The following is a 20,118-nucleotide window of genomic DNA, read 5'->3' on the forward strand; positions in this document are numbered from 1 at the left end:
ATGAACGACAACCCAACCCCCGATCCCGCTCAGAACCCGACCGAGGACCACGATCCGGTGCTCGACGGGGCCGGGGCCCGGTTGCGCGAGGAGGTACAGCCCTTGACGCCCGCCGAGGTGGAGGCGGCCGTGCTCAAGCGGCGGTCCCGCCGCCTGGGGGCGGTGTCGTTGGTGTCGTTGGTGGTGGTGGCAGTGCTGGCGGCGACGGTGGTGGCCCAGCGGGGTGGAGACAAGGGCGGCGGCGATGGTGCGGGGGTCGACGGAAGGGCCAGCGCCGCCGAGGTGGATCAGCTGCTGGCCGGGCTGGGCGACGCCCCGGTCGACCCCACCAAGGTCCGACTGGTCAGCACCGTCACCACCTTCGCCGACTGCGACGCCCTGGTGGCCGACCTGCGCCGGGTCGGCGCCCAACATGTCGGAAGCCGCGGCTTCGGGGCTGGCGTGGGCGGGTGGCCGATGTTCAACACCGTGGGTATGGCAATCGGGCGCGCCGCCGACAGCGAGTCTCTGGCGCCCATGGCCCGCCAGGACTCGAAGCTGGCCTACACCGGGCCGGGCGATGAGTCCACGCTGGGAACCAACGTCCAGGTGGCGGGGGTGGACGAACTGGACTCGGTGAAGGCGGTGGGCGACCTGATCTATGACCTGGATGGCCGGGGGAACCTGCGCATCACCGACGGGGGCAGCCTCGAGGTCCGTTCCCTGCTCGACGTCACCCCCGGACCCGACCCCTCCGACGAGGAGACCCGGGAGGGAGAGATGCCGTCGGCGACCGTCAGCCAGATCCTGGTCGGCGACGGCCGGGTGGCGGTGTTCGGCGAAGAGTACGAGGTGTCCGAACCGATCCCCGGTGACCCGTCGGCCACCCAGGCCAGCACCCCCTACATGACGGTGACCATGGTCGACGTCTCGGATCCGGCCGCACCCAAGGTCACCGACCGGGTTCGCCTGGAGGGGACACTGGTTTCGGCCCGTCTGGTCGGCGGCGAGATCAGGCTGGTGACCACCTCCAACCTGGCCGACCTCGGATTCGTGGTCCCCACCACGCCCGCGGCGGTGCCGATCGCACTGGACCAGAACCGCCGGACGGTGGCGGGCTCCGCGGTCTCGGACTGGATCCCCGACTGGCAGCGCAGCGGAGACGCACCCCAACCGCTGGTCCCCTGCGAACGGGTCCACGTGCCCGACACCTTCGCCGGGGTGGCCATGACCTCGATGGTCACCTTCCCCTTGACCGGACGATTCGAACCGGCGGCCACCTCGATCCTGGCTCCCGGTAACACCCTCTACGCCGGCCTCGACCTGGTGGCCATCAGCTCGGAGGTATGGGTCGACCCCGCTGAGCGTGAGGCCCGTCGATTCGACGACTGGCAGACAGCCATCCACGAATTCCGCTTCGCCGAGGCCGGCGGTGCCCCCACCTACCGGGGGTCGGGGATCATAGACGGGTCGACGGTGGGCCAGTTTGCCTTCGGTGAGGTCGGAGACACCATGGGCGTGGTGTCCTCCAAGGGGACACCTTGGTCCTACAACCCCGAGTCGGTGGTGAACCTCACCCTGCTCGGCGCACCCGATCGGGAAGGAGGAACCCTGGCCCGGGCCGCCACGTTGGACGACCTGGCCGACGGAGGGGGGCGGTCAGTGCGGTCCGCTTCCTCGACGGGCGCATCGTCATATCGACGGGGATCTTCGGTCGGGAGACGCTGGTGATCGACACCACCGACCCGTCGTCACCCCGCCGGGCCGGGCGGGTCACCGTGCCGGGCGAGGTGGGCTACACCCACCCCCTGCCCGACGGCAAGGCCCTGATGATCGGCAACCGCTCCGACGAGGTGGGGACCGGCAACGACCGCCAGCAACGGACCTGGGTGCAGGCCCACCTGCTCGACGTGTCCAACGCCGACGCCCCGGCGGTGCTGGCCACCTGGGAGCGGCCCTGGTCGGCCGACATGGTCGCCGGTGACCACCACGCATTCACGTGGTGGCCGGAACGGGACCTGGCCATGTGGGGCGTGGTCGACACCAACTGGAACGGGGGCGACTACCGGATCAACCACGCGGTGGTGCTCAGCACCTCGGGCGGGTTGAACGAGGTGGCGGCCCCGGCAGCCAGCCAGCCCCCCGAGGCACCGGCGCCGTGCCCGACCGTGCCGGTCACCGACCCCGAGATCATCACGATGGTGGGCCCGGACAACGTGGTGCTCCGCTGCGAACAGGCCAAGCGGGAGGTGGAGTGGCCCCGCTACCAGTGCTACCGCCTCGACGACGACACGGTGGCCATGTACGCCCCCGACCAAGCCGGCACCGGGTCGTTCTTCATGTGCACCAAGGCGTCGATGCCCACCGTCTCGCGGGTACTGGTGGTGAAGGGCACACCGATCCTGCTCACCGACCAGACCCTGGAAGCCCTCGACCCCCAGACCTTCGCCTCCACCAAGGTGGTGTTCCACCCGTCGTCGTTGATCGGCTACTACGGCTGAGTCGAGGACGGGCGACGGGTCACGACGGGCGACGGGCAACGACGGGCCAGGTCGACCAACATGGTCCGATGACCGAGAACGACCTGGTTGGTACCTGGACCGTCACCGCCGCGGGCGGGGTCCCGACCCCGGCGGGCGTGGAGTCACACCTGACCTTTGGTGACGACGGGCGTATGCACGGCCGCGGCGGGGTCAACAACATCGGTGGTGACTTCCACGTGGAACCCGGTGATCCCGCCACCTTGGTGATCGGGCCGTGCATGTCGACCCTGATGGCCGGCCCCGACGACGCCATGGCCCATGAGTACCGGGTCACCTCCAACCTGGAAGGACGCCTGCGCCTGGTGATCGACGGCGACCGGGCCTCGCTCGGCGACGGCGTCATCGAACTGGAATGGGTCAAGCCCTGACGTCTGCTACTCGCTGATCCACATCCCGAGGAGGGGGTGGGCGGTGGCCAGGCCGGTCGAGGGCTGGCGGGTCGGGTCGTCGGTGGTGGCGTCCCCGGGCTCGGAGGCGTCGGCGTCGGGCAAGGGCGGGCCCAGCACGTTGTGGACATCGGCACCCAGGGCGATGGCCCACAGGGCGTAGGTGTTCCACAGGCCGTAGACCTTGGTGGCCATGATCCGGTTCACGTCCTCGTAGATCTTCTTGCGCGCCGCGGGGTCGGCGGTCTGGCGGCCCTCGTCGAGCAGGGCGTTCAGTTCGGCGTCGTCCCACTTTCCGAAGTTCACGAGGTTGCCGTCGCCGTACCACCAGACGTAGTTCTCGTCGGGGTCACCGCCGGGGAAGTTGCGGAACACCATGCCCTGGAAGTCCCCGGCGATGGCCCGATCGATCAGGGCCGACTGGTCGATGGTCTGGATGGTCACCTCGAGCCCGACCGCCTCGGCCTGGCGTTGGATCTGTTCGGCGTTGCGCTTGTCCGACGGTGACGGGCCCGCGGTCACCATGAACGAACCGTCGTGGCCGGTGTCGGCCCGGTACTGGTCGATCAGCTTGCGGGCGGCGGCTGGGTCGTAGGCGGGCATGCCGGCATCGGCGAGGTAGCCCATCGACCCGGGGCCCATCGGACCCGACGCCACCTGCAACAGGCCGGCGTTGAGGCGCTGGTTGTTGTTGTCCCGGTCCACGGCGTGGGCCAGGGCCTGGCGCATCCGCACATCATCGAAAGGCGGGATCGAGGTGTTGAGCTGAAGGAAGTTGACCTCGGCCTGGTCGTCGGACACGAACAGGTTGATTGCAGTCGGCGGCCGAGGCGTCGAGCTGGGCCTGTGCCATGATCCCGAGCCGGGCCGACGAGAACAGGTAGGCCGGGAAGCTGACCCACGGGCGTTTGGTGGTGACCTCGACGGTGAGGGGGTCGATCACCCGGGTGTCGGAGACGTCGGAGAGGATGAAGGTGAACAGCATCGATGCCCGACCCGGGTACTTGCCGCGGTAGGCGTCGAGGTTGTTCTTGACCACGGTGGCATCGAGAGGGCTGCCGTCGTGGAAGGTGATCTCGGGGCGTAGCTTGATGGTCCAGGCGGTGTAGTCATCGTTGGGGGTGACCGACTTCGCCAGGTAAGGGGTGTAGCCACCGGCGGCGTTGGGGACTGTGAGGGTGTCGTAGAAGGCTCGGGCCACCGTCATTCCGGAGATGGCGAGGTTGGCCTCGGAGAGGCAGAACCCGGCAGTCGACTCGGATTCGATGCCGTACACGAGGTCTCCACCCCGTTGCGGTTCTCCGGCCTCGGCCAGGCCCGACTCACCGGCGGCCGCGTTGAGGGCCAGGGTCTGGCGTGCCTCGCCGCCGTTCCCGTCGGACTTGGCGTCCTCTGACGAAGCGCCGCCACACGCCGTCGCCAGGGTCAGGGAGGTGGCGAGGAGAGTGGCGGTCAACCGGACCCGTCGGAGCGGTCGGGCAGGCGGGTTCATCGTTGTTCACCTCACGGCTCAGCGTCAGGTGCAGGTACGGTCACCCGACATGACCGACCGTAGCGGACATCGGAGCCGCCCTGAATGTCGGTCGGCGGCGGCGAAGACCGGGGTGGTCAGCCGGAGTTCTCAGATACCCACAGGCCTAACAACGGGTGGGACACGGCCAGGCCCCGGGCCGGTTGGCGGGTGGGGTCGTCGGTGGAGGCGTCGCCAGGTTGGGACGGATCATCCCCGGGAAGGGGCGGGCCCAGGATCCCATGGACGTTGGCGTCGGTGGCCACGGCCCACACCGCGTAGGTGGTCCACAGGCCGTAGACCTCTGTCGCCATGATGCGGTTGACGTCCTGATAGATCTCCTTGCGCTTGGCGGGGTCGTTGGTCTCCCGGCCGGCGTCGAGTAGCTCGTTGAGCTCGGGGTTGTCCCACTTGCCGAAGTTGACCGGGTTTCCGCCGCCGTACCACCAGACGTAGTTCTGGTCGGGGTCACCACCAGGGAAGTTGCGGAAGGCCATGGCCTCGAAGCTGCCAGCGATGGCCCGGTCGATGAGCCCGGCCTGGTCGATGGTCTGGACCTTGACGTCGAGACCCACCGCCTGGGCTTGGCGCTGGATCTGCTCGGCGCCCTTGATGGTGGCCGGGTTGGTGGAGCAGGTGATGGTGAACCCACCGTCATCGCCGGTGTCGGCCCGGTACTCGTCAATGAGCCTCTTGGCTTCGGCCGGGTCGTAGGCGGGGAAGCCGGCGTCTTCCAAGAATCCCATCGATCCCGGCCCGAACGGACCCGACGCCACCTCGGGCAGGCTGGCGTTGAGGCGGCGGTTGTTGTCGGCCCGGTTGGTGGCGTGGGCCAGCGCCCGGCGCATCCTGACGTCGTTGAACGGAGGGATCGAGGAGTTGAGCTGCATGAAGTTCACCTCGGCCTCGTCGCCCGACACGAACATGTTGATCTTCCCGGCGTCGCGCAGGTCTCGCAGGCTGTTCTTGATCCGTTCGGCCTCATCGATGTGGAGGACGTCGATGCTGCCCGATTCCAGGGAGTTGATGCGCACCGTCCCGTCGGGGATGGGCCGGAACTCGATGGTGTCGACGTAGGGGTACGGCTCGCCGTCAGGGGCGATCTGCCAGTAGTCGGGGTTGCGTTCGCCCACCAGCTTCTGGTTCTTGGTCCAGCTCACGAACCGGAACGGGCCGGTGCCGATGGGGTTGGTGGCACACCCGTCCTCGGGGGCGTCGAGTTGGGCCTGAGCCATGATCCCGAGGCGGGCCGACGCGTACAGCACGGCCGGCATGGATACCCAGGGTCGGCTGGTGGTGATCTCCACCGTGAGCGCATCGACCGCGTTCACCTCGGCGATGTCTTGGAGGATGAACGTGAACAGCAGCGACGGGCGTCCCGGGTACTTACCGCGGTAAGCGTCGATGTTGTTCTTGACCACGGTGGCGTCGAGCGCCGAACCATCGTGGAACTTGATGTCGGGCCGGAGCTTGACCGTCCAAACCGTCTGGTTGTCGTTGGAGGTCAGGGACTCGGCCAGGTAGGGCGAGTAGCCGCCGTCGGCGTTGGGGACCATCAAGGTGTCGTAGAAGGCGCGGGCCACGGTGATTCCACCGATGGCGAGCTGCGAAGAAGACAGGCAGTAGCCAGCGCTGGACTCGGCTTCGATGCCGTAGACCAGCGTTCCGCCCCGTCGGGGTTCACCGGCCTTGGCCAGGCCGGACTCGCCGGCATCGGCGGTCAGGCCCAGGCTCTGCTGAGCCTCGGCACCGCCGGTGGTCCCGCTGGCGTCCTTGTCCGATGACGCGCCGCCACAGGCGCTCACCACGAGAAGCGACACGGTGGCCAGCGCCGCACCTGCCCGGGCACGCCGAGGCGTTCGGATGGATCGGTTCATTGGAGTTGTCCCCTGTGATCGTCGACCGTGTCCTGTTCCCCTGGACCCGGTGAGCGGCGAACGGTAGCGGAGGACGGTGGGCCTTGCCGGTCAAAGGGTCGGCGTCGGTCAGTGGGCCTGGATGTCGCGTCGCAGGAAACCTCCGACGCCGATGACGGTGAGGGCGCACGCCAACACCGACAACCACAACAGCGGTGGCCACCTCAGGGATTCGGCCGGCACCATCGGCAGATGAGTGAACGGCGAGAGCTGCCGTATCCACGCGGGAATCCGGAGCACCTCGGCCAGGATCGCCAGGACCGCGACCGCGGCCAGAACCCCCCACGATGCTTGAACTGCCCTGGGCCACCAGCCATAGAGCAACACCGCCGACGCGGCGACGACGGCGACGGCGGGAAGGGGCACGAGTCCAGCGGCGGTGAGCCGGCCGACCTGATCCCAGTCGCCGGTGGTGGCGGCGACGGACAGACCGGTTCCCACACCAGAAGCGACGGTGGTCAGCGTGGCGCCGAGGGCGGCCACCGCCAGATAGGCCCCGAGCCATCGTCGCCTACCCAAAGTCGACGCCAGGATCACCTCGACCCGAGACACGGACTCCTCGTGATGGGGGATGAGGACCGCCGAGATCACGTAACCCGTCACCAGCAACGCCTGGATCACGATCACGGTCGACAGATAGGAATCGGTGGCGTCGGCGCCGCCGCCGGCCTGACCCAGCAGCTCGACGTAGAGCGGGTTGTCCTTCATCATCTGAGCGATGTCGTCGGCCACCGAGCCGTACACGGCGCCGAGCACGAACATTCCGGCCGTCCACGATGCGATCGTCCACCGGTGGAGGTGAAGGGCGAACCCGAACGGATGGCGCAGGGTCGATGCCCCACGATCGGGACCCCGCCCGGGAACCAGCCTTCCCGACCCCAGGTCGCGCCGGGTGGACAGCCACAGCCCGGCAGTGACCAGGGTGGCCCCGAACGCGGCCGTCAGGGCGAGCAACCACCATTGTTCGCCGGCGAAGGCGCGCACGCTCAGGGGCCATGCGAGCGGAGACAACCAGCGGACGGGACTTCCGGCGGTGTCTCCGGCCGCTCGAACGACGAAGACCAGGCCCAGCGTGGACGAGGCCAGACCCAGCGATCCCCGCCCGGTGCCGGCGAGTTGGGCTGCCACCAGCGCCACGCCCACGAACATCCAACCGGTGACCAGGTACGACAGGGCCAGGGCAACTGAGCCGGTAGCCGAATAGCCGAGGGCGACGAACCCGACCCCGCATGCTGCCGCGAGGACCACGTGGGCCACCGTGACCACGAAAACCGTGGCCGCCGAGATCGTGTGTCTGCCGACAACGGTCGAGCGCAGCAGATCGGCCCGTTCCGCGTCCTCCTCGGCCCGCGTGTGGCGGTTGACCAGGAACACCGACATGAGTGCCACCGTGACCAGACCCCATAGCTGGACCTCGTTGACCAGGATCACGCCGATGTTGGGGGCGTCCATGCCGTAGCCCGGCCCGGCAAAGGCCGCCAGTGCCGGGTTGTCGCCCATCATGAGCCCGTAGGCGTCGATGGCCGCCTGGTCGGGGTAGGCGGCCAGCAGCGAAGCCGCCGACCCCACGATCACTGCGGTGGTGACCCCGACCCAGACCGCCAGACGCGCCCGGTCCAGGCGGAGGATCAGGCGGACCACCCGTCCCAGCCCGGCGAGGGTCCCGTCGGCGTGTGTCCCGTCGGGGCGCGTCACGGCGACGGGGTCGACACCCCGGCGTCGTCGAGTTCGTCGCCGTAGTGCCGCAGGAAGAGCTCCTCGAGGGTCGGGGGCTTGCTCACCAGGGCCGTCACCCCCAACCCGGCCAGGTGGGCCACCACCCCTTCGATCGCGTCGCTGTCCACGCTCATGGTGGCCCGCATTCCGTCGACCACCAGATCGTGGACGCCGGCCAGCCCCGCCAAGGATCGGGCTGGTTCCCTCGTCTCGACTGTCATCGATGTTCGGGTGAGATGGCGTAGTTCGTCCAGGTTGCCGCTCTGGATGGTGCGTCCGGCCCGGATGATCGTGACCCGGTCGCACAGGCTCTCGACCTCGGCCAGGATGTGGCTCGACAGGAGTACGGTGCGCCCGGCCTGGTTCAGCTCGACGATCAGCTCCTGGAACAACGCCTCCATGAGCGGGTCGAGGCCAGCGGTTGGTTCGTCCAGCACCAGCAGATCGGCATCGGAGGCCAGCGCCGCGATGAGTGCCACCTTCTGACGGTTGCCCTTGGAGTAGGTCCGGGCCCGCTTGGTGGGATCGAGGGAGAACCGCTCGATCAGCTCGTCTCGGCGTCGCTGGTCGACACCACCGCGCAGGTCGGCCAGAACGTCGATGATCTCTCCGCCGGTGAGGTTGGGCCACAGGTTCGTCTCCCCGGGGACGTAGGCCAGGCGTCGATGGAGGTTCACCGCGTTGCGCCAGGGATCGGAACCGAACAAGCGGACTGTGCCCGAGTCGGCCCGCAAGAGGCCCAACAGGATTCGCAGGGTCACCGACTTGCCAGCGCCGTTGGGTCCCAAGAAGCCGTGCACCTCGCCGGGGCCGACCTGTAGGTCCAGGTCGCTCAAGGCCTGGGTGGAGCCGAACGCCTTTCGCAGGCCCGAACACGACACCACGGCGCCATCGGTTTCCACGGGCGCACCATATCGGGCGGCGCGCGTGGGAAGCTGGGGACCATGGGTGTGCGCCAGGACTGCCGTCACTACTCCACCCGCACCGTGTCGGGCGGGGCTGGAGGCGAACAGGTGCAGCGCTGCCGCGTCGACGCCAACGAGAAGGCTCCCTTCGCCTGCCCCGACCACTGCATCTTCTTCGAGCCCCGCTCCATCACCGACGCCGGCTGGCGTCGGTTCGACGAAGGCTGACCGGGTGCGAACCACGGCCAAGGTCGACTACGCGGTGCGAGCCGCCATCGAGCTGGCCCGTGCCTTCCCCGACGACGGTTCCCAGCCGCATCCTCTCACCCGCCAGGCCATCGCCGATGCCCAAGACATTCCGGCCAAGTTCCTCGAACACATCCTGGCCGACCTCAAACGCAGCCGTCTCGTGTCGAGCGTCCGTGGGGCCGAAGGGGGATATCGGCTGAGCCGTGAACCCCAGCAGATCACCATGGCCGACGTGATCCGAGCGGTCGAGGGGCCGCTGGCCGATGTCCGTGGCGTGCGGCCCGATGCCCTCGATTACCCCGATGACCTGGCTGTTCTGCAACGGGCGTGGATCGCGGTACGGGCCAATCTCCGGGCCGTGCTGGAACGGGTGACGATTGCGGACCTACGCGACGGTCAGCTGGCGGCCGAGGTGGATCTGCTCGCCGATACCAGCGACGCCTGGGCCCATCGCTGAGGGACGCCCCTGACCTGGGCTTTTGGGAGAGGGTCGGGGCTGTTCACAGTGCCGAAACATCGGTTCACCAGACCGAAACAGTTCGGGAACGGTCGGGAAATGGCAAGTGAGCAGAGTGCTCAGCGTCAGTCCCGACCCCTCCGTCCCGAAAGGTACATCCAATGGAAGGCAACATCGCCTGGGTCCTGATCTCCACCGCATTGGTGTTGTTCATGACCCCCGGCCTCGCGTTCTTCTACGGCGGCATGGTCCGCTCGAAGAACTTCCTGGCCATGCTCATGCAGAACTTCTTCGCCATCGGCCTGCTCGCCGTGCTGTGGGTGGTGCTCGGCGCCTCCCTCGCCTTCGGCAACCTGGGCGACGGCGGCTGGATCGGCAACTTCGATCTGGTCGGCTTCAAGGGAGTGGGTGCGACCGACTCGATCTTCGGTCTCGGTATCCCCGACACGCTCTTCTTGAGCTTCCAGATGACCTTCGCCATCATCACCCCCGCCCTGATCACCGGTGCCACCGCCGATCGGCTCAAGTTCGCCGGCTACGCCGCGTTCATCGGGCTGTGGCTGATCCTCATCTACGCCCCGGTCGCCCACTGGGCCTTCGCCGGCGGCTGGATCGCCGAGATGGGTGCATGGGACTTCGCCGGAGGCCTGGTGGTGCACATCAACGCCGGTGCCGCCGCCCTCGGTGTGCTGCTGGTGATCGGTAGCCGCAAGGGCCACGGCAAGGAACCGATGCCGCCCCACGCTCTGCCCTGGACCCTCATGGGTACCGGCATTCTGTGGTTCGGCTGGTTCGGCTTCAACGCCGGTTCCGCATTGGGTGCCAATGGCGTCGCCGCCCAGGCCCTGCTCAACACCATCGTCGCTCCCGCCGCTGCCATGTTGGGCTGGCTGATCGTGGAGAAGATCAAGGGCAAGCACGTCACCACCCTCGGTGCCGCTTCGGGAGCCGTGGCCGGCATGGTCGCCATTACCCCGTGCGCCGGTTTCGTGGGCACCATGCCCGCCCTCATCGTCGGCTTCCTCGCCGGCGTGGTCTGCTACCTGGCCCTGGCCATCAAGGAAGCGGCCAAGCTCGACGACGCCCTCGACGTGCTGGCCGTCCACCTGGTCGGCGGCCTGTTCGGCTCCATCGCCCTCGGCTTCTTCGCCGACCCGGCCATCAACGAGGTCATCCCCGCCGGTCTGCTGATCGACGGTGGCAACGCCGACCTGCTCATCGACCAGGTCGTGGCCTCGGCTGCGGTGTTCGTCTTCGCCCTGGTCGGCGGCTTCGTGATCGCCAAGGTGATCGACCTGACCATCGGCCTGCGGGTCGACGAGAGACCGAGGACATCGGCCTCGACCAGGTCCTCCACGCCGAGACCGCCTACAACGCCCTGTGAGCGCCCCCAGCGCCCCGTCACTGCGAGAGGATTTCCAACCATGAAGCTGATCACCGCAATCGTGAAGCCGTTCAAGCTCGACGAGGTGAAGGAGGCCCTCAAGGCCGCCGGAGCCAACGGCATCACCGTCACCGAGGTCCAGGGCTTCGGCCGTCAGGCCGGCCACACCGAGGTCTACCGAGGCACCGAGTACAAGGTGGACTTCGTTCCCAAGATCCGCCTCGACCTAGTGGTGGACGACAACGAGGTCGACGCCTTGTTGAGCGCCATCACCGAGTCGGCCCGCACCGGCAAGATCGGTGACGGGAAGATCTGGGTGACCGAGGTGGACACCGTGCAACGGATCCGTACCGGAGAGCAGGGAGCCGAGGCCGTCTAGGCCCCAGTACCCAAGAAAGGAATTAAACCGTGAGCCTCGCCGCCATCCGTGACCGTCTCCTCGATGACCAGACCCTGAGGGGTCGAAGGTTCGCCGAGGCTTGGCGAACGGAGGTCGACGACTGGCTCACGGCCCAGTTCGAAACCGCCGCCGGCAGCGCTGACCCATCGGGATTGGCTCTGGTGGCGGTCGGAGGTTACGGGCGAGGAGACCTGGCCCCAGGTTCGGATCTGGATCTGCTTCTGCTCCACCGAGGCAAGCAACCCCCAGCCGAGGTTGCCCAGCAGATCTGGTATCCGATCTGGGATCAGGGTCTGAAGCTCGGTCATTCGGTGCGGACCGTGTCCGACGCGCTGGCGCTGGCCAGCGAGGATCTCGACACCGCCACGTCGTTGCTGACCATCCGCCACTTGGCCGGCGATGCCGAGCTCACGTTCTCGCTGGCCGAGATGGCGCTGGAACGGTGGCGCAAGCGGGCCAAGCGCAACCTGGCCACGCTTCGGCAATCGGTTATGGCCCGCCAGGCCCGGTTCGGAGAGGTCGCCTATCTGCTCGAGCCCGACCTCAAGGAAGGCCGTGGCGGTCTGCGAGACATCCACGCCCTGCGCTGGGCCGAGATCGCCCGATCGGTGCTCGATCATGCCGACCCCCAAGAGTTGAGCCAGGCTGAAGAGGTCCTGTTCTCGGCCCGAGTCGAGCTCCACCGCGCCACCGGCAAGGCCGGCGACAGGCTGACGTTGGACCAGCAGGACGCGGTGGGCAAGGCCCTGGGCACCGACGCCGATGGTCTCATGTCCTCGATCGCCGATGCCGCCAGCACGGTGGCCTGGATCGCCGATGAGACCTGGGACCGAGTCGGATTGGCCGGTTCCACCGGGACCAGCCTGTTGGGCTGGCGCAGCCGCGACCGCGCGCCGGGTCTCGTGGTTCGAGGTGGGCAGGTCCACCTCGAAGCCAGCAACGACCCAGCGGTACACCCCAACCAGGTTCTGGACACCGCCATCCTGGCCGCTCGCAAGCGGGCTCGGATCGCCCGTGATTCCCTCGAACGCCTGGCTGACCGGGGGATCACACCGGCGGCGGGGGAGACCTGGAACGAAGACACCCGCACTCGATTCGTCGACCTGCTGTCTTGCGGTCACGACGCCGTGGCCGTCATAGAAGCCCTCGACCACGTCGGTCTATGGGGGCGCTTCATCCCCGAATGGGACGGCGTTCGCAACCGCCCTCAACGCAACGCCTACCACCGCTTCACCGTGGACCGGCACCTCCTCGAAACCTGTGCCAACGCCTCGGCCCTGGCCGGTCGGGTGACCCGTCCCGACCTGTTGTTGTTCGGCGCCTTGTTCCACGACATCGGCAAGGGCCGTCCCGGTGACCACACCGAGGTGGGAATCGAGCTCATGGATGAGATCGGCCCTCGTCTCGGGTACTCCGAGGAAGAGATCGACGTCCTCCGAGCCCTGATCCGCCATCACCTCCTGTTGCCCGACGTGGCCGTACGTCGGGACCTCTCCGACGACGCCACCATCCACGCCGTGGCCGACGCCGTCGGGGATCGGGTCACCCTCGAACTGCTGGCCGCCCTGACCGAGGCCGATTCGCTGGCCACCGGGCCCGCGGCCTGGGGTCGGTGGAAGGCGGATCTGGTCCGGGAACTGGTCCGCCGGGTCGATCACCAGCTCGCGGGCGGGGACCTCTCGGTGCTGGTCACCGAGGAGTTCCCCGACGAACGCCAACGAAGCCTCCTGGCTGGCGGTGAGATCTCCATTCTGGGTGAGGGCGACACGCTGGAGCTGGTGGCCCCCGACCAACCCGGTCTGTTCGTTCGGGCTGCCGGGGTCTTGGCCCTGCACGGTCTGGACGTGTTGACCGCCGACGCCACCGCCCGAGACGGGATGGCCCTGGAACGGTTCCGGGTCGAGTCCCGGTTCGGGTCGATGATCGCCTGGGAACGGGTGGAAGCCGACCTGCGATCCGCGCTCGATCACCGGCTGGCCATCGAGGCCAGGCTGGCCGATCGGATCGCCACCTACTCTCGGGGCGAGTCCAGGGTCGGCATGCCGCCCCCCTCGATCCGCTTCGACGATGCCGCCTCGATGTCGGCGACGGTGGTCGAGGTGACCGCCCCCGATCGCATCGGACAGCTGTACCGGGTCCTACGGGCTTTCGCTGAGCTCGATCTGGACGTACGGGTGGCCAAGATCCACACGCTCGGGGATCTCATGATCGACGCCTTCTACGTCACCCACCGCGATGGATCGCTGGTGGAGGAACGGGGTGTGCGGGCCGAGTTGGAGCGGGCCCTGGCCCACGCCGTTTCCTGACCTGATCAGTCACCGCGCAGGAAACGTTCGACCTCTTCGACCAGCGCCCCCGGGTCGGTGTCGTCCACCTCGGCGGTAGGTTCGTCGTCGGCCGCGGCTTCCAGGTCCGAGACGTAGGCGGCGGTGTCGTCGTCGGACGCGACCAGCTCGTCGATCTGGCGGATGTAGGCCGCGCTGGCGATCTCGAGGTCGGTGGTCGGTAGCTGCACCCCGATCACCCGGGCGGCCCGCTCCACCAAGGCCAGCGTGGCCTTGGGTGATGGGGCACCGGACACATAGGTGGGGACCGACGCCCACAACGACACCGTGGGGACGCCGGCCTCGCGCAAGGCGGCGCCCAGGACCCCGACGATCCCGGTCGGTCCCTCAGGTGGAGCGGACCAGGCCGAGGCGGGCCGCCAACTCGGGGTCGTCGGCGGTGCCGGTGACCATGGTGGGGCGGGTGTGGGGGATGTCCGACAACAGCGCACCCAGGGTTATCACCAAGGAAACGTCCAGCGCCGATACCAGGTCGAGCACGGCGCGTGTCCAGGTACGCCACCGCAGGTGCGGCTCCTGGCCGACCAGGACCGCCAGGTCGCGGTCGGTGTCGGTGACCGCCGACCACAGCTCGGTGTCGGGCCACAGGATCTGGCGCTCGCCGGTCTCGGCCTGGCGCACAACCGGTCGGGTGGAGGTGAAGTCGAAGAACTCCTCGGAGTCGACGGTGGCGACCTGCTCGGCCCCATGGCGGTGGATCAGCCACCGGACCGCTCCCGACGCGGCGTCTCCGGCATCGTTCCAACCCTCGAAAGCGGTCACCAGCACTGGTCGGCGCAGCTCGGGGTGGTGAATCCAACGGATCGGGCTCACGGGGCCCACGCTACCGGCCTACGCTCGGCGACCGTGGCCGTACAGGTAGAGATCGCAGACCAGACCACCGACGAACTGGTGGAAGCCTTCGTCCGCCTCACGCCCCAGCTCTCCAGCTCGGCCCCGCCTCCCGGTGCTGTCGAACTGGCAGAGATCGTGGCGTCTCCCGCCACCCACCTGCTGGTGGCTCGTGGCGACGATGGGACGATCCTGGGCTCGCTGACGCTGGTCCTGTTCCGCATCCCGACCGGAATGCGGGCGTGGATCGAAGACGTGGTCGTAGACGGCGACGCCCGCGGCCAGGGTGTGGGGGATGCTCTCAACCGCTTCGCCCTGGACCTGGCCGCCCAGCACGGGGCCCGGTCGGTGGACCTGACATCGCGTCCCAGCCGGGAGGCCGCCAACCGGCTCTACCGTCGGCTCGGCTTCGAACCGCGCGAAACCAACGTCTACCGCTATCAGGCGGGGTCCAACCTGAACACTGTTCCTTCCAGCGAAAGCACATAGACGTTGCCGTCCTGGTCGGTGCCGAACGAGGAGGGACTCGGGATGTGCAGGCCGAGGTCTACCGCCTCGATGGCGTCGTCTTCACCTACGAGCAGGGCCTGGACCCAGCCGGTGCAATAGTCAGACACCAGGTAGGCGCCGTCGAGGCCGACCAGGTTCGTGCCCCGATATACGACGCCTCCGGTGACCGAGCAACCGCCCAGGTCGTCGTCGTGGTGGTAGGAGAAGACCGGCGCCACGGCATCGGAGGGGCGACGGTCGTCGCCCTCCAGGTAGGGCTCGGGGCCCTCGTATCCGCTCCATCCGAAGTCGGCACCGTCCAGATCGGCCAGCGCGATGCGGTTCACCTCTTCGATGGCGTTCTGGCCGACGTCGGCGATCCACATCACCTGATCCTGGGGGTCTATGTCGAAGCGCCACGGATTGCGCAGCCCGAGGGCGACGATCTCGTGGTCCTCGTCTCCGCTCAGGTCGACCCTGATCAGCTTGCCCAGCAGGGTGTCGGGGTCCTGGGCGTTGTTGTCGGGGTCGTCGCCGGACCCACCGTCGCCCAGGCCCAGCCAGAGCTGGTTGTCGGAGTCGACGAGCAGGTGGCCGCCGTTGTGGTTGGAGAAGGGCTGGGCCTGGGTCAGCAACACCTGGCGGGTGTCGGGGTCGACTGTTGTTCCATCGTCGTCCTCGGTCACGTCGTAGGCGGCCACGGTGCTGGTGCCGTCCAGGTCGGTGTAGCTGACGAACAGGGTCGCACCGTCGGTGGAGAACGCCATCCCGAGCAGGCCCTGCTCCATGTCCAACGATGTCTCGTCCGACAGGTCCAACACCGGATCGGGAGCAGGATCGAGGGTGCCGTCGTCCTCAACCTCGAGGCGTCGGACGGTACCGGCCTTCTCGGCGGCCCACAGCTGTGCGTCGCCTGGGCGCACAACCAGGGCGATGGGCTCGGTCAACTCGGCCACCTCGGTGGCCTTGACCTTCCCGATGCCGTGATCGGCAGGGTCGGCATCGCCCGCTTGGGTGGTGGAGGAGGATGTGGTCGAACGATTCGAGCCGGTGTCCGAGGTGTCGGTGGATGCATCGTCGCTGCACCCTGGGATCAACAAGATCCCCGCAGCCGCCACGGTGGCGAGCGCGGTGCGGTAGAAGGTTCGGGCAGGTTGCATCGACAACGGAGAACTTCCCCTGGTGGTGTGTGCCGGGCGGTGGTCGCCGGTCGCCGGGCAGGCTAGAGCAGTGGTCACCGGGGCTTCACTCGGGCCGCCGATCGGCCGATGACTGTGGGGTGACCGTCGTCTCAGCCTACGATCGGGTCTTCGTGAACCTGAGTCCCTCCGCCCTCTACGCCCATGCCCGCAGTGAGCCGGGCCGGCGGGCCATCCGCTACGTGGCAACATCTGGGTTCGGCGTCGTCGCCACCCAGCTCCTGCTGGCTCTGATGCTGCACGTCTTGGAGTGGCGCTCAGGCGTGTCCAACGTGGTGGCGGTGTCGGTGGTGTCGGTCCCGGCCTTTCTCCTCAACAAGTACTGGGTGTGGGGGAAACGGGGCCGAGCCCACATGCGCCGTGAGGTTCTGCCGTTCTGGCTGTTCACCATCGCCGGACTGGGTCTGTCCACGCTCTTCGTGGTGCTGGTGGCGACGGCCACCAAGGACCCGACCGTCCCCGAGCTCCGCCACGGCAACCCCTTCGCCGTCCAGCTCGCCAACATCGCCGGATTCGGTGTGCTGTGGGTGCTCAAGTACATGTTCTTGGACAAGATCATGTTCGGCCCGCACCATCACACCCCCTACGACGAGGACATCGAGGAGCTGGAAGCGGCCGAGGCCCTCACCCACGCTCAGAAGACCCCGATGAACGGCTGATCGGCGACGGCGCGGAGGGGACGCAGGCACCGTGACGATCACCACACCACCCCAGGGGCTCGAACAGGAGGTCTTGGCGCGCGCCGCTCGGGCGACGGGGAAGGGGATCGGCTATCCCACCGACCGTCCTCCGCGGGAGCTGGGTCCAGCCCCGACGTTGGTCGAGGTCGCCATCTTGGGCGTGGCCTTCGTGATCGGCATCGTGCAGCGATGGAACCTTCTCACCGGGCCACTGGGATACATCGACCTGGACGAAGCTGCCGCCGGACTGGCCGCCCACAGCTTCTTTCGTGAACCATCGGTGTTCTTCCCGGGGCAGCCCTACGGCGGGACCCCCGAGACCGCCCTGGTCGCTGTCGTACACCAGCTGTTCGGGAGCGGGACCCTTCAGCTCAAGATCGTGCCGGTGGTGCTGCACCTGGTGGCGTGCCTGCTGGTGTGGGGAGCGGCCCGGCGGGTGGTGCCGACGCGGGCCGGCCAGCTAGCCGCCCCGATCCTGTTGTGGCTGGGTCCGGCTGGCGGGGTGTGGCAGTCGACCAAGGAACGCGGCTTCTACGGGGCGGCCATCGTGGCCGCGGCGCTGATCGTTTGGCTGGTGGCCCGACTGGACCATCACCTCCACCACGCTGGCCGCGTCGACCCGGCCCGAGAGGCCCTCACCCGTCGCGAACTCGTGGGCTTGGGCGTGGCCCTGGGTGTCGGTTGGTGGGTCAGCCCGCTGCTCTTGCTGGTGGGGCTGCCGGCGTTGGCTTGGGTGCTGTTTCGCGATGCTGGACGGCTCGATCACTGGACCCGGGTTCTGGTGGGGGCGGTCATCGGTGCTGCACCCTGGATCGTGTGGAACGTGATCCACGCCTTCAGTTCGCTGCGCCAACCCGCCAGCCTCGGATCCGATGCTCCTGGACGGTTCGGCGAGGGCATCGCCAAGCTGGCCGTCCTCCTCGGGCTCGAGACCCCGTGGGACCCGGACCGCACCCTCGTGCCCATGGCCCGGTTCGTGGCCGTGATCGTGTTGTTGGCCGCGGTGGCGGTGGCTCTCAGTCGCCATCCATCCACGGGAGCCAGCCTGCCAGCGGTGATGGTGATCGGATACTTGATCTTGTACCCGTTGGCCAACAACACGGGAACGGTCGGGGCCGACCCTCGCTACCTGTACCCCATGCTCCCGGCCATGGCCCTGCTGCTGGCCGGCCTGGTGCCGTCTCCCCGGGCCGTGCCACCGGCCGCGGTGGCCCTGGTGGTCGCGGTGCTGGCCGCCGCTTCCACGTCGTGGGGCATCTCGGGCATGAACGAGGTCAGTGGCACCGACGTTCGCTTTCTTGCCGCACCTGGGACCGACGACGTGATCCGGCTGCTGGAGGAGAACGACGTCGAGTACGTGGTGACCGACCTGGCCGGAACCCAGATCACCTACCAGTCCGGTGGCCGGATCAAGGCTTCGTCGTTCGCGGTTCCCCGCTTCGACGACCTCGAGTGCACGATGCTGGTCGAGCAGCCATCCACCTATGTCTTGGACAACAAGCTGGCCAACAACGTGGCCAACCTGGAGTGGTACCTGGCCACCAACCAGATCTCTTACTCGAAGCACCTGGCCGGCACGTGGACGGTGATCTTCGTGGACGAGTGGGTGCCTCCGTGGGAGGCCGGTCTGGGCATGCTCCTCGGTGTCGTCCCCATCCCCGACTGCGGTGACGGGGCGGGCCGTAGATAGCGTCTCGGCTCGTGACCGACCAGATCCTTCCTGACCCCGAGACGGACATGGCCGCCGGCGTCCGCCTGGCGGCGGTCGGAGCCCGAGGTTTCATGCCTACAGATGAGGGCGACTCCCTGTGGGTCGCGGCGATGGAAGCCACCGCCGCGGTGCCTGACGCCCCGCTGCTGGAGATCGGTTCGTACTGCGGCAAGTCCTCGGTGTGGTTGGGGGCGGCAGCTCAGGCTGCCGGTGTGGTGCTGTTCGCCTTGGACCACCATCGGGGGTCGGAGGAGAACCAGGCCGGATGGGAGTGGCACGAACCGGACCTGGTCGATACCGAGGTGGGGCGCATGGACACCTTGCCCCGGTTCCGTCGGACCGTGTTCGACGCCGGGCTGGAGGGATCGGTGGTGGCCGTCGTCGGGGACTCGCCCACCGTCGGACGGTTCTGGTCGACACCGCTGGCGTTGTTGTTCATAGACGGCGGTCACGGTTCGGAACCGGCCCACCGCGACTACGACCTGTGGACCCCGCACGTGGCGCCGGGCGGCACGTTGTGCATCCACGACGTGTTCCCCGATCCTGCCGATGGCGGCCGCCCGCCCTATGAGATCTACGTGAGGTCCCTCCAGGACGGGTTCGTGGAACGACGTGCGGTCGGATCCATGCGGATCCTGACCCGCCCGGCCTGATCGGCCCAACCCGTTCGGCGGATCGGGGCTCAGACCTTGGGCATGTCCACCGTGTCCATGTCGGCCTTGACCGTGGCCAGCTGCTGCTCGATGAGAGCACCCCTCAAGTTGAGCTTGGTCAGGGCGTAGGCGCCGGTGCGCAACGCCCCCAGTCGTTCGGCTTCGGCGACGGCGGCATCCACCAGGTCGGCTTCGGCCACCACCCGATCCAGGTAACCGGCGGCCACGGCCCCGGCCGGGTCGTACACCCGGGCTCCGAGCGTGGCCTCGCCCAACTCGTGGGCCGGGACCCGTTCACGGGCCAGTTCCACCGCGAACTTGGGGAGGGCCATGCCGATGGCCACCTCGTTGAGGCCGATCTTGGCCGGGACATCGGCACCGATCCGCACGTCGCAGCTCAACAAGGTCAACGCTCCGGCGGCCAGGGCGTGCCCGGTGCAGGCCGCCACCGTCGGCACGCCGAACCCGTACAGCCGCATCAGCCACCGGGCGCCGTGGACCACCAGGGCCCGCATGGATTCGACGTTGGCCGTCATCTCGCTCAGGTCGAATCCAGCGCTGAACTTCCCGGGGCGTCCGACGATCACCAGCGCCCGGGCTCCCTCGGTCTCCACCCGGTCCATGTGGGCGTTGAGGGCGTCGACCACCGCAGTTGAGATCACGTTGGCCTTGCCGTCGTCGAGGGTGACGATGGCGACGTCTCCTTGGCGGTGGTAGGTGGGCAGTGCAGCGGTGGTGTCGGACATGGGTCCGAAACCTAGTGCC

General features: G+C 68.1%; 20 protein-coding genes and 1 pseudogene. 12 read left to right on the plus strand and 9 right to left on the minus strand.

Features of this window, described 5'->3' with window-relative positions:
• From IPG97_11240 to IPG97_11250, 3 genes are all read left to right on the plus strand, one after another.
• Complete coding sequence (locus IPG97_11240; GenBank protein ID MBK6857091.1) at positions 1 to 1,710, plus strand: beta-propeller domain-containing protein; 1,710 nt, start codon at positions 1 to 3, stop codon at positions 1,708 to 1,710.
• Entirely contained in the window at positions 1,707 to 2,480 is a 774-nt protein-coding gene (locus IPG97_11245; GenBank protein MBK6857092.1) for a beta-propeller domain-containing protein, read from the plus strand. Before IPG97_11240 ends, IPG97_11245 begins: the two co-directional genes overlap by 4 nt.
• 68 nt (positions 2,481 to 2,548) lie before the next feature.
• Positions 2,549 to 2,890 (plus strand): META domain-containing protein, encoded by a 342-nt coding sequence (locus IPG97_11250; protein MBK6857093.1) that lies wholly within the window; start codon positions 2,549 to 2,551, stop codon positions 2,888 to 2,890.
• A gap of 6 nt (positions 2,891 to 2,896) precedes the next feature.
• On the opposite strand, the gene IPG97_11255 is transcribed toward IPG97_11250, so the two are convergent.
• The 5 genes from IPG97_11255 to IPG97_11275 form a co-directional block, all read right to left on the minus strand.
• Positions 2,897 to 3,709 (minus strand): hypothetical protein, encoded by an 813-nt coding sequence (locus IPG97_11255; protein ID MBK6857094.1) that lies wholly within the window; start codon positions 3,707 to 3,709, stop codon positions 2,897 to 2,899.
• Entirely contained in the window at positions 3,645 to 4,400 is a 756-nt protein-coding gene (locus IPG97_11260; protein MBK6857095.1) for a hypothetical protein, read from the minus strand. Before IPG97_11260 ends, IPG97_11255 begins: the two co-directional genes overlap by 65 nt.
• A gap of 116 nt (positions 4,401 to 4,516) precedes the next feature.
• Positions 4,517 to 6,295, minus strand: a complete 1,779-nt coding sequence (locus tag IPG97_11265; protein ID MBK6857096.1) for an ABC transporter substrate-binding protein — start codon at positions 6,293 to 6,295, stop codon at positions 4,517 to 4,519.
• A gap of 108 nt (positions 6,296 to 6,403) precedes the next feature.
• Complete coding sequence (locus IPG97_11270; GenBank protein ID MBK6857097.1) at positions 6,404 to 8,029, minus strand: ABC transporter permease; 1,626 nt, start codon at positions 8,027 to 8,029, stop codon at positions 6,404 to 6,406.
• The gene (locus tag IPG97_11275) at positions 8,026 to 8,952 is read right to left on the minus strand and encodes an ABC transporter ATP-binding protein (protein ID MBK6857098.1); all 927 of its coding nucleotides are present in this window, start codon (positions 8,950 to 8,952) and stop codon (positions 8,026 to 8,028) included. The genes IPG97_11270 and IPG97_11275 overlap by 4 nt, the downstream gene beginning before the upstream one ends.
• A 42-nt stretch (positions 8,953 to 8,994) precedes the next feature.
• On the opposite strand from IPG97_11275, the gene IPG97_11280 reads away from it, so the two are divergent.
• The 5 genes and pseudogenes from IPG97_11280 to IPG97_11300 all read left to right on the plus strand — a co-directional run bounded on the left by IPG97_11280 (position 8,995) and on the right by IPG97_11300 (position 13,751).
• Positions 8,995 to 9,183 (plus strand): hypothetical protein, encoded by a 189-nt coding sequence (locus IPG97_11280; protein MBK6857099.1) that lies wholly within the window; start codon positions 8,995 to 8,997, stop codon positions 9,181 to 9,183.
• Positions 9,184 to 9,187: 4 nt separating this feature from the next.
• The gene (locus IPG97_11285) at positions 9,188 to 9,661 is read left to right on the plus strand and encodes an Rrf2 family transcriptional regulator (GenBank protein MBK6857100.1); all 474 of its coding nucleotides are present in this window, start codon (positions 9,188 to 9,190) and stop codon (positions 9,659 to 9,661) included.
• Positions 9,662 to 9,822: 161 nt separating this feature from the next.
• Positions 9,823 to 11,045 (plus strand): annotated as a pseudogene (locus IPG97_11290) (ammonium transporter).
• Between the two features lie 40 nt (positions 11,046 to 11,085).
• Entirely contained in the window at positions 11,086 to 11,424 is a 339-nt protein-coding gene (locus IPG97_11295) for a P-II family nitrogen regulator (GenBank protein MBK6857101.1), read from the plus strand.
• A 29-nt stretch (positions 11,425 to 11,453) separates the two neighbouring features.
• Positions 11,454 to 13,751, plus strand: a complete 2,298-nt coding sequence (locus tag IPG97_11300; protein ID MBK6857102.1) for a [protein-PII] uridylyltransferase — start codon at positions 11,454 to 11,456, stop codon at positions 13,749 to 13,751.
• A gap of 5 nt (positions 13,752 to 13,756) precedes the next feature.
• On the opposite strand, the gene IPG97_11305 is transcribed toward IPG97_11300, so the two are convergent.
• Together IPG97_11305 and IPG97_11310 are read right to left on the minus strand one after the other, a co-directional pair.
• Positions 13,757 to 14,221: a PAC2 family protein gene (locus tag IPG97_11305; protein ID MBK6857103.1), complete on the minus strand. Its 465-nt coding sequence runs from the start codon at positions 14,219 to 14,221 to the stop codon at positions 13,757 to 13,759.
• Positions 14,118 to 14,552 (minus strand): PAC2 family protein, encoded by a 435-nt coding sequence (locus IPG97_11310; protein ID MBK6857104.1) that lies wholly within the window; start codon positions 14,550 to 14,552, stop codon positions 14,118 to 14,120. The genes IPG97_11305 and IPG97_11310 overlap by 104 nt, the downstream gene beginning before the upstream one ends.
• Here IPG97_11310 and IPG97_11315 point away from each other — a divergent pair.
• Positions 14,478 to 15,110, plus strand: coding sequence for a GNAT family N-acetyltransferase (locus tag IPG97_11315; protein MBK6857105.1), 633 nt, complete (start codon positions 14,478 to 14,480; stop codon positions 15,108 to 15,110). The genes IPG97_11310 and IPG97_11315 overlap by 75 nt on opposite strands.
• Here the strand turns inward: IPG97_11315 and IPG97_11320 are convergent.
• Positions 15,062 to 16,270, minus strand: a complete 1,209-nt coding sequence (locus IPG97_11320; protein ID MBK6857106.1) for a PQQ-dependent sugar dehydrogenase — start codon at positions 16,268 to 16,270, stop codon at positions 15,062 to 15,064. The genes IPG97_11315 and IPG97_11320 overlap by 49 nt on opposite strands.
• Positions 16,271 to 16,422: 152 nt before the next feature.
• On the opposite strand from IPG97_11320, the gene IPG97_11325 reads away from it, so the two are divergent.
• Genes IPG97_11325 through IPG97_11335 form a run of 3 tightly spaced genes read left to right on the plus strand, consistent with a single transcriptional unit; the run spans position 16,423 to position 19,353 of the window.
• Complete coding sequence (locus IPG97_11325) at positions 16,423 to 16,968, plus strand: GtrA family protein (GenBank protein ID MBK6857107.1); 546 nt, start codon at positions 16,423 to 16,425, stop codon at positions 16,966 to 16,968.
• Positions 16,969 to 16,999: 31 nt separating this feature from the next.
• Positions 17,000 to 18,679, plus strand: coding sequence for a hypothetical protein (locus IPG97_11330; protein ID MBK6857108.1), 1,680 nt, complete (start codon positions 17,000 to 17,002; stop codon positions 18,677 to 18,679).
• A 47-nt stretch (positions 18,680 to 18,726) separates the two neighbouring features.
• A complete protein-coding gene (locus IPG97_11335; GenBank protein MBK6857109.1) occupies positions 18,727 to 19,353 on the plus strand; it encodes a class I SAM-dependent methyltransferase in 627 nt (208 codons plus the stop codon).
• Positions 19,354 to 19,382: 29 nt separating this feature from the next.
• Here the strand turns inward: IPG97_11335 and IPG97_11340 are convergent, their stop codons facing one another.
• Positions 19,383 to 20,099, minus strand: a complete 717-nt coding sequence (locus IPG97_11340; GenBank protein ID MBK6857110.1) for a crotonase/enoyl-CoA hydratase family protein — start codon at positions 20,097 to 20,099, stop codon at positions 19,383 to 19,385.
• Positions 20,100 to 20,118 lie beyond the last annotated feature (19 nt).

The organism is Microthrixaceae bacterium (assembly GCA_016702505.1).
In the GTDB taxonomy this organism is placed as follows: domain Bacteria; phylum Actinomycetota; class Acidimicrobiia; order Acidimicrobiales; family Iamiaceae; genus Aquihabitans.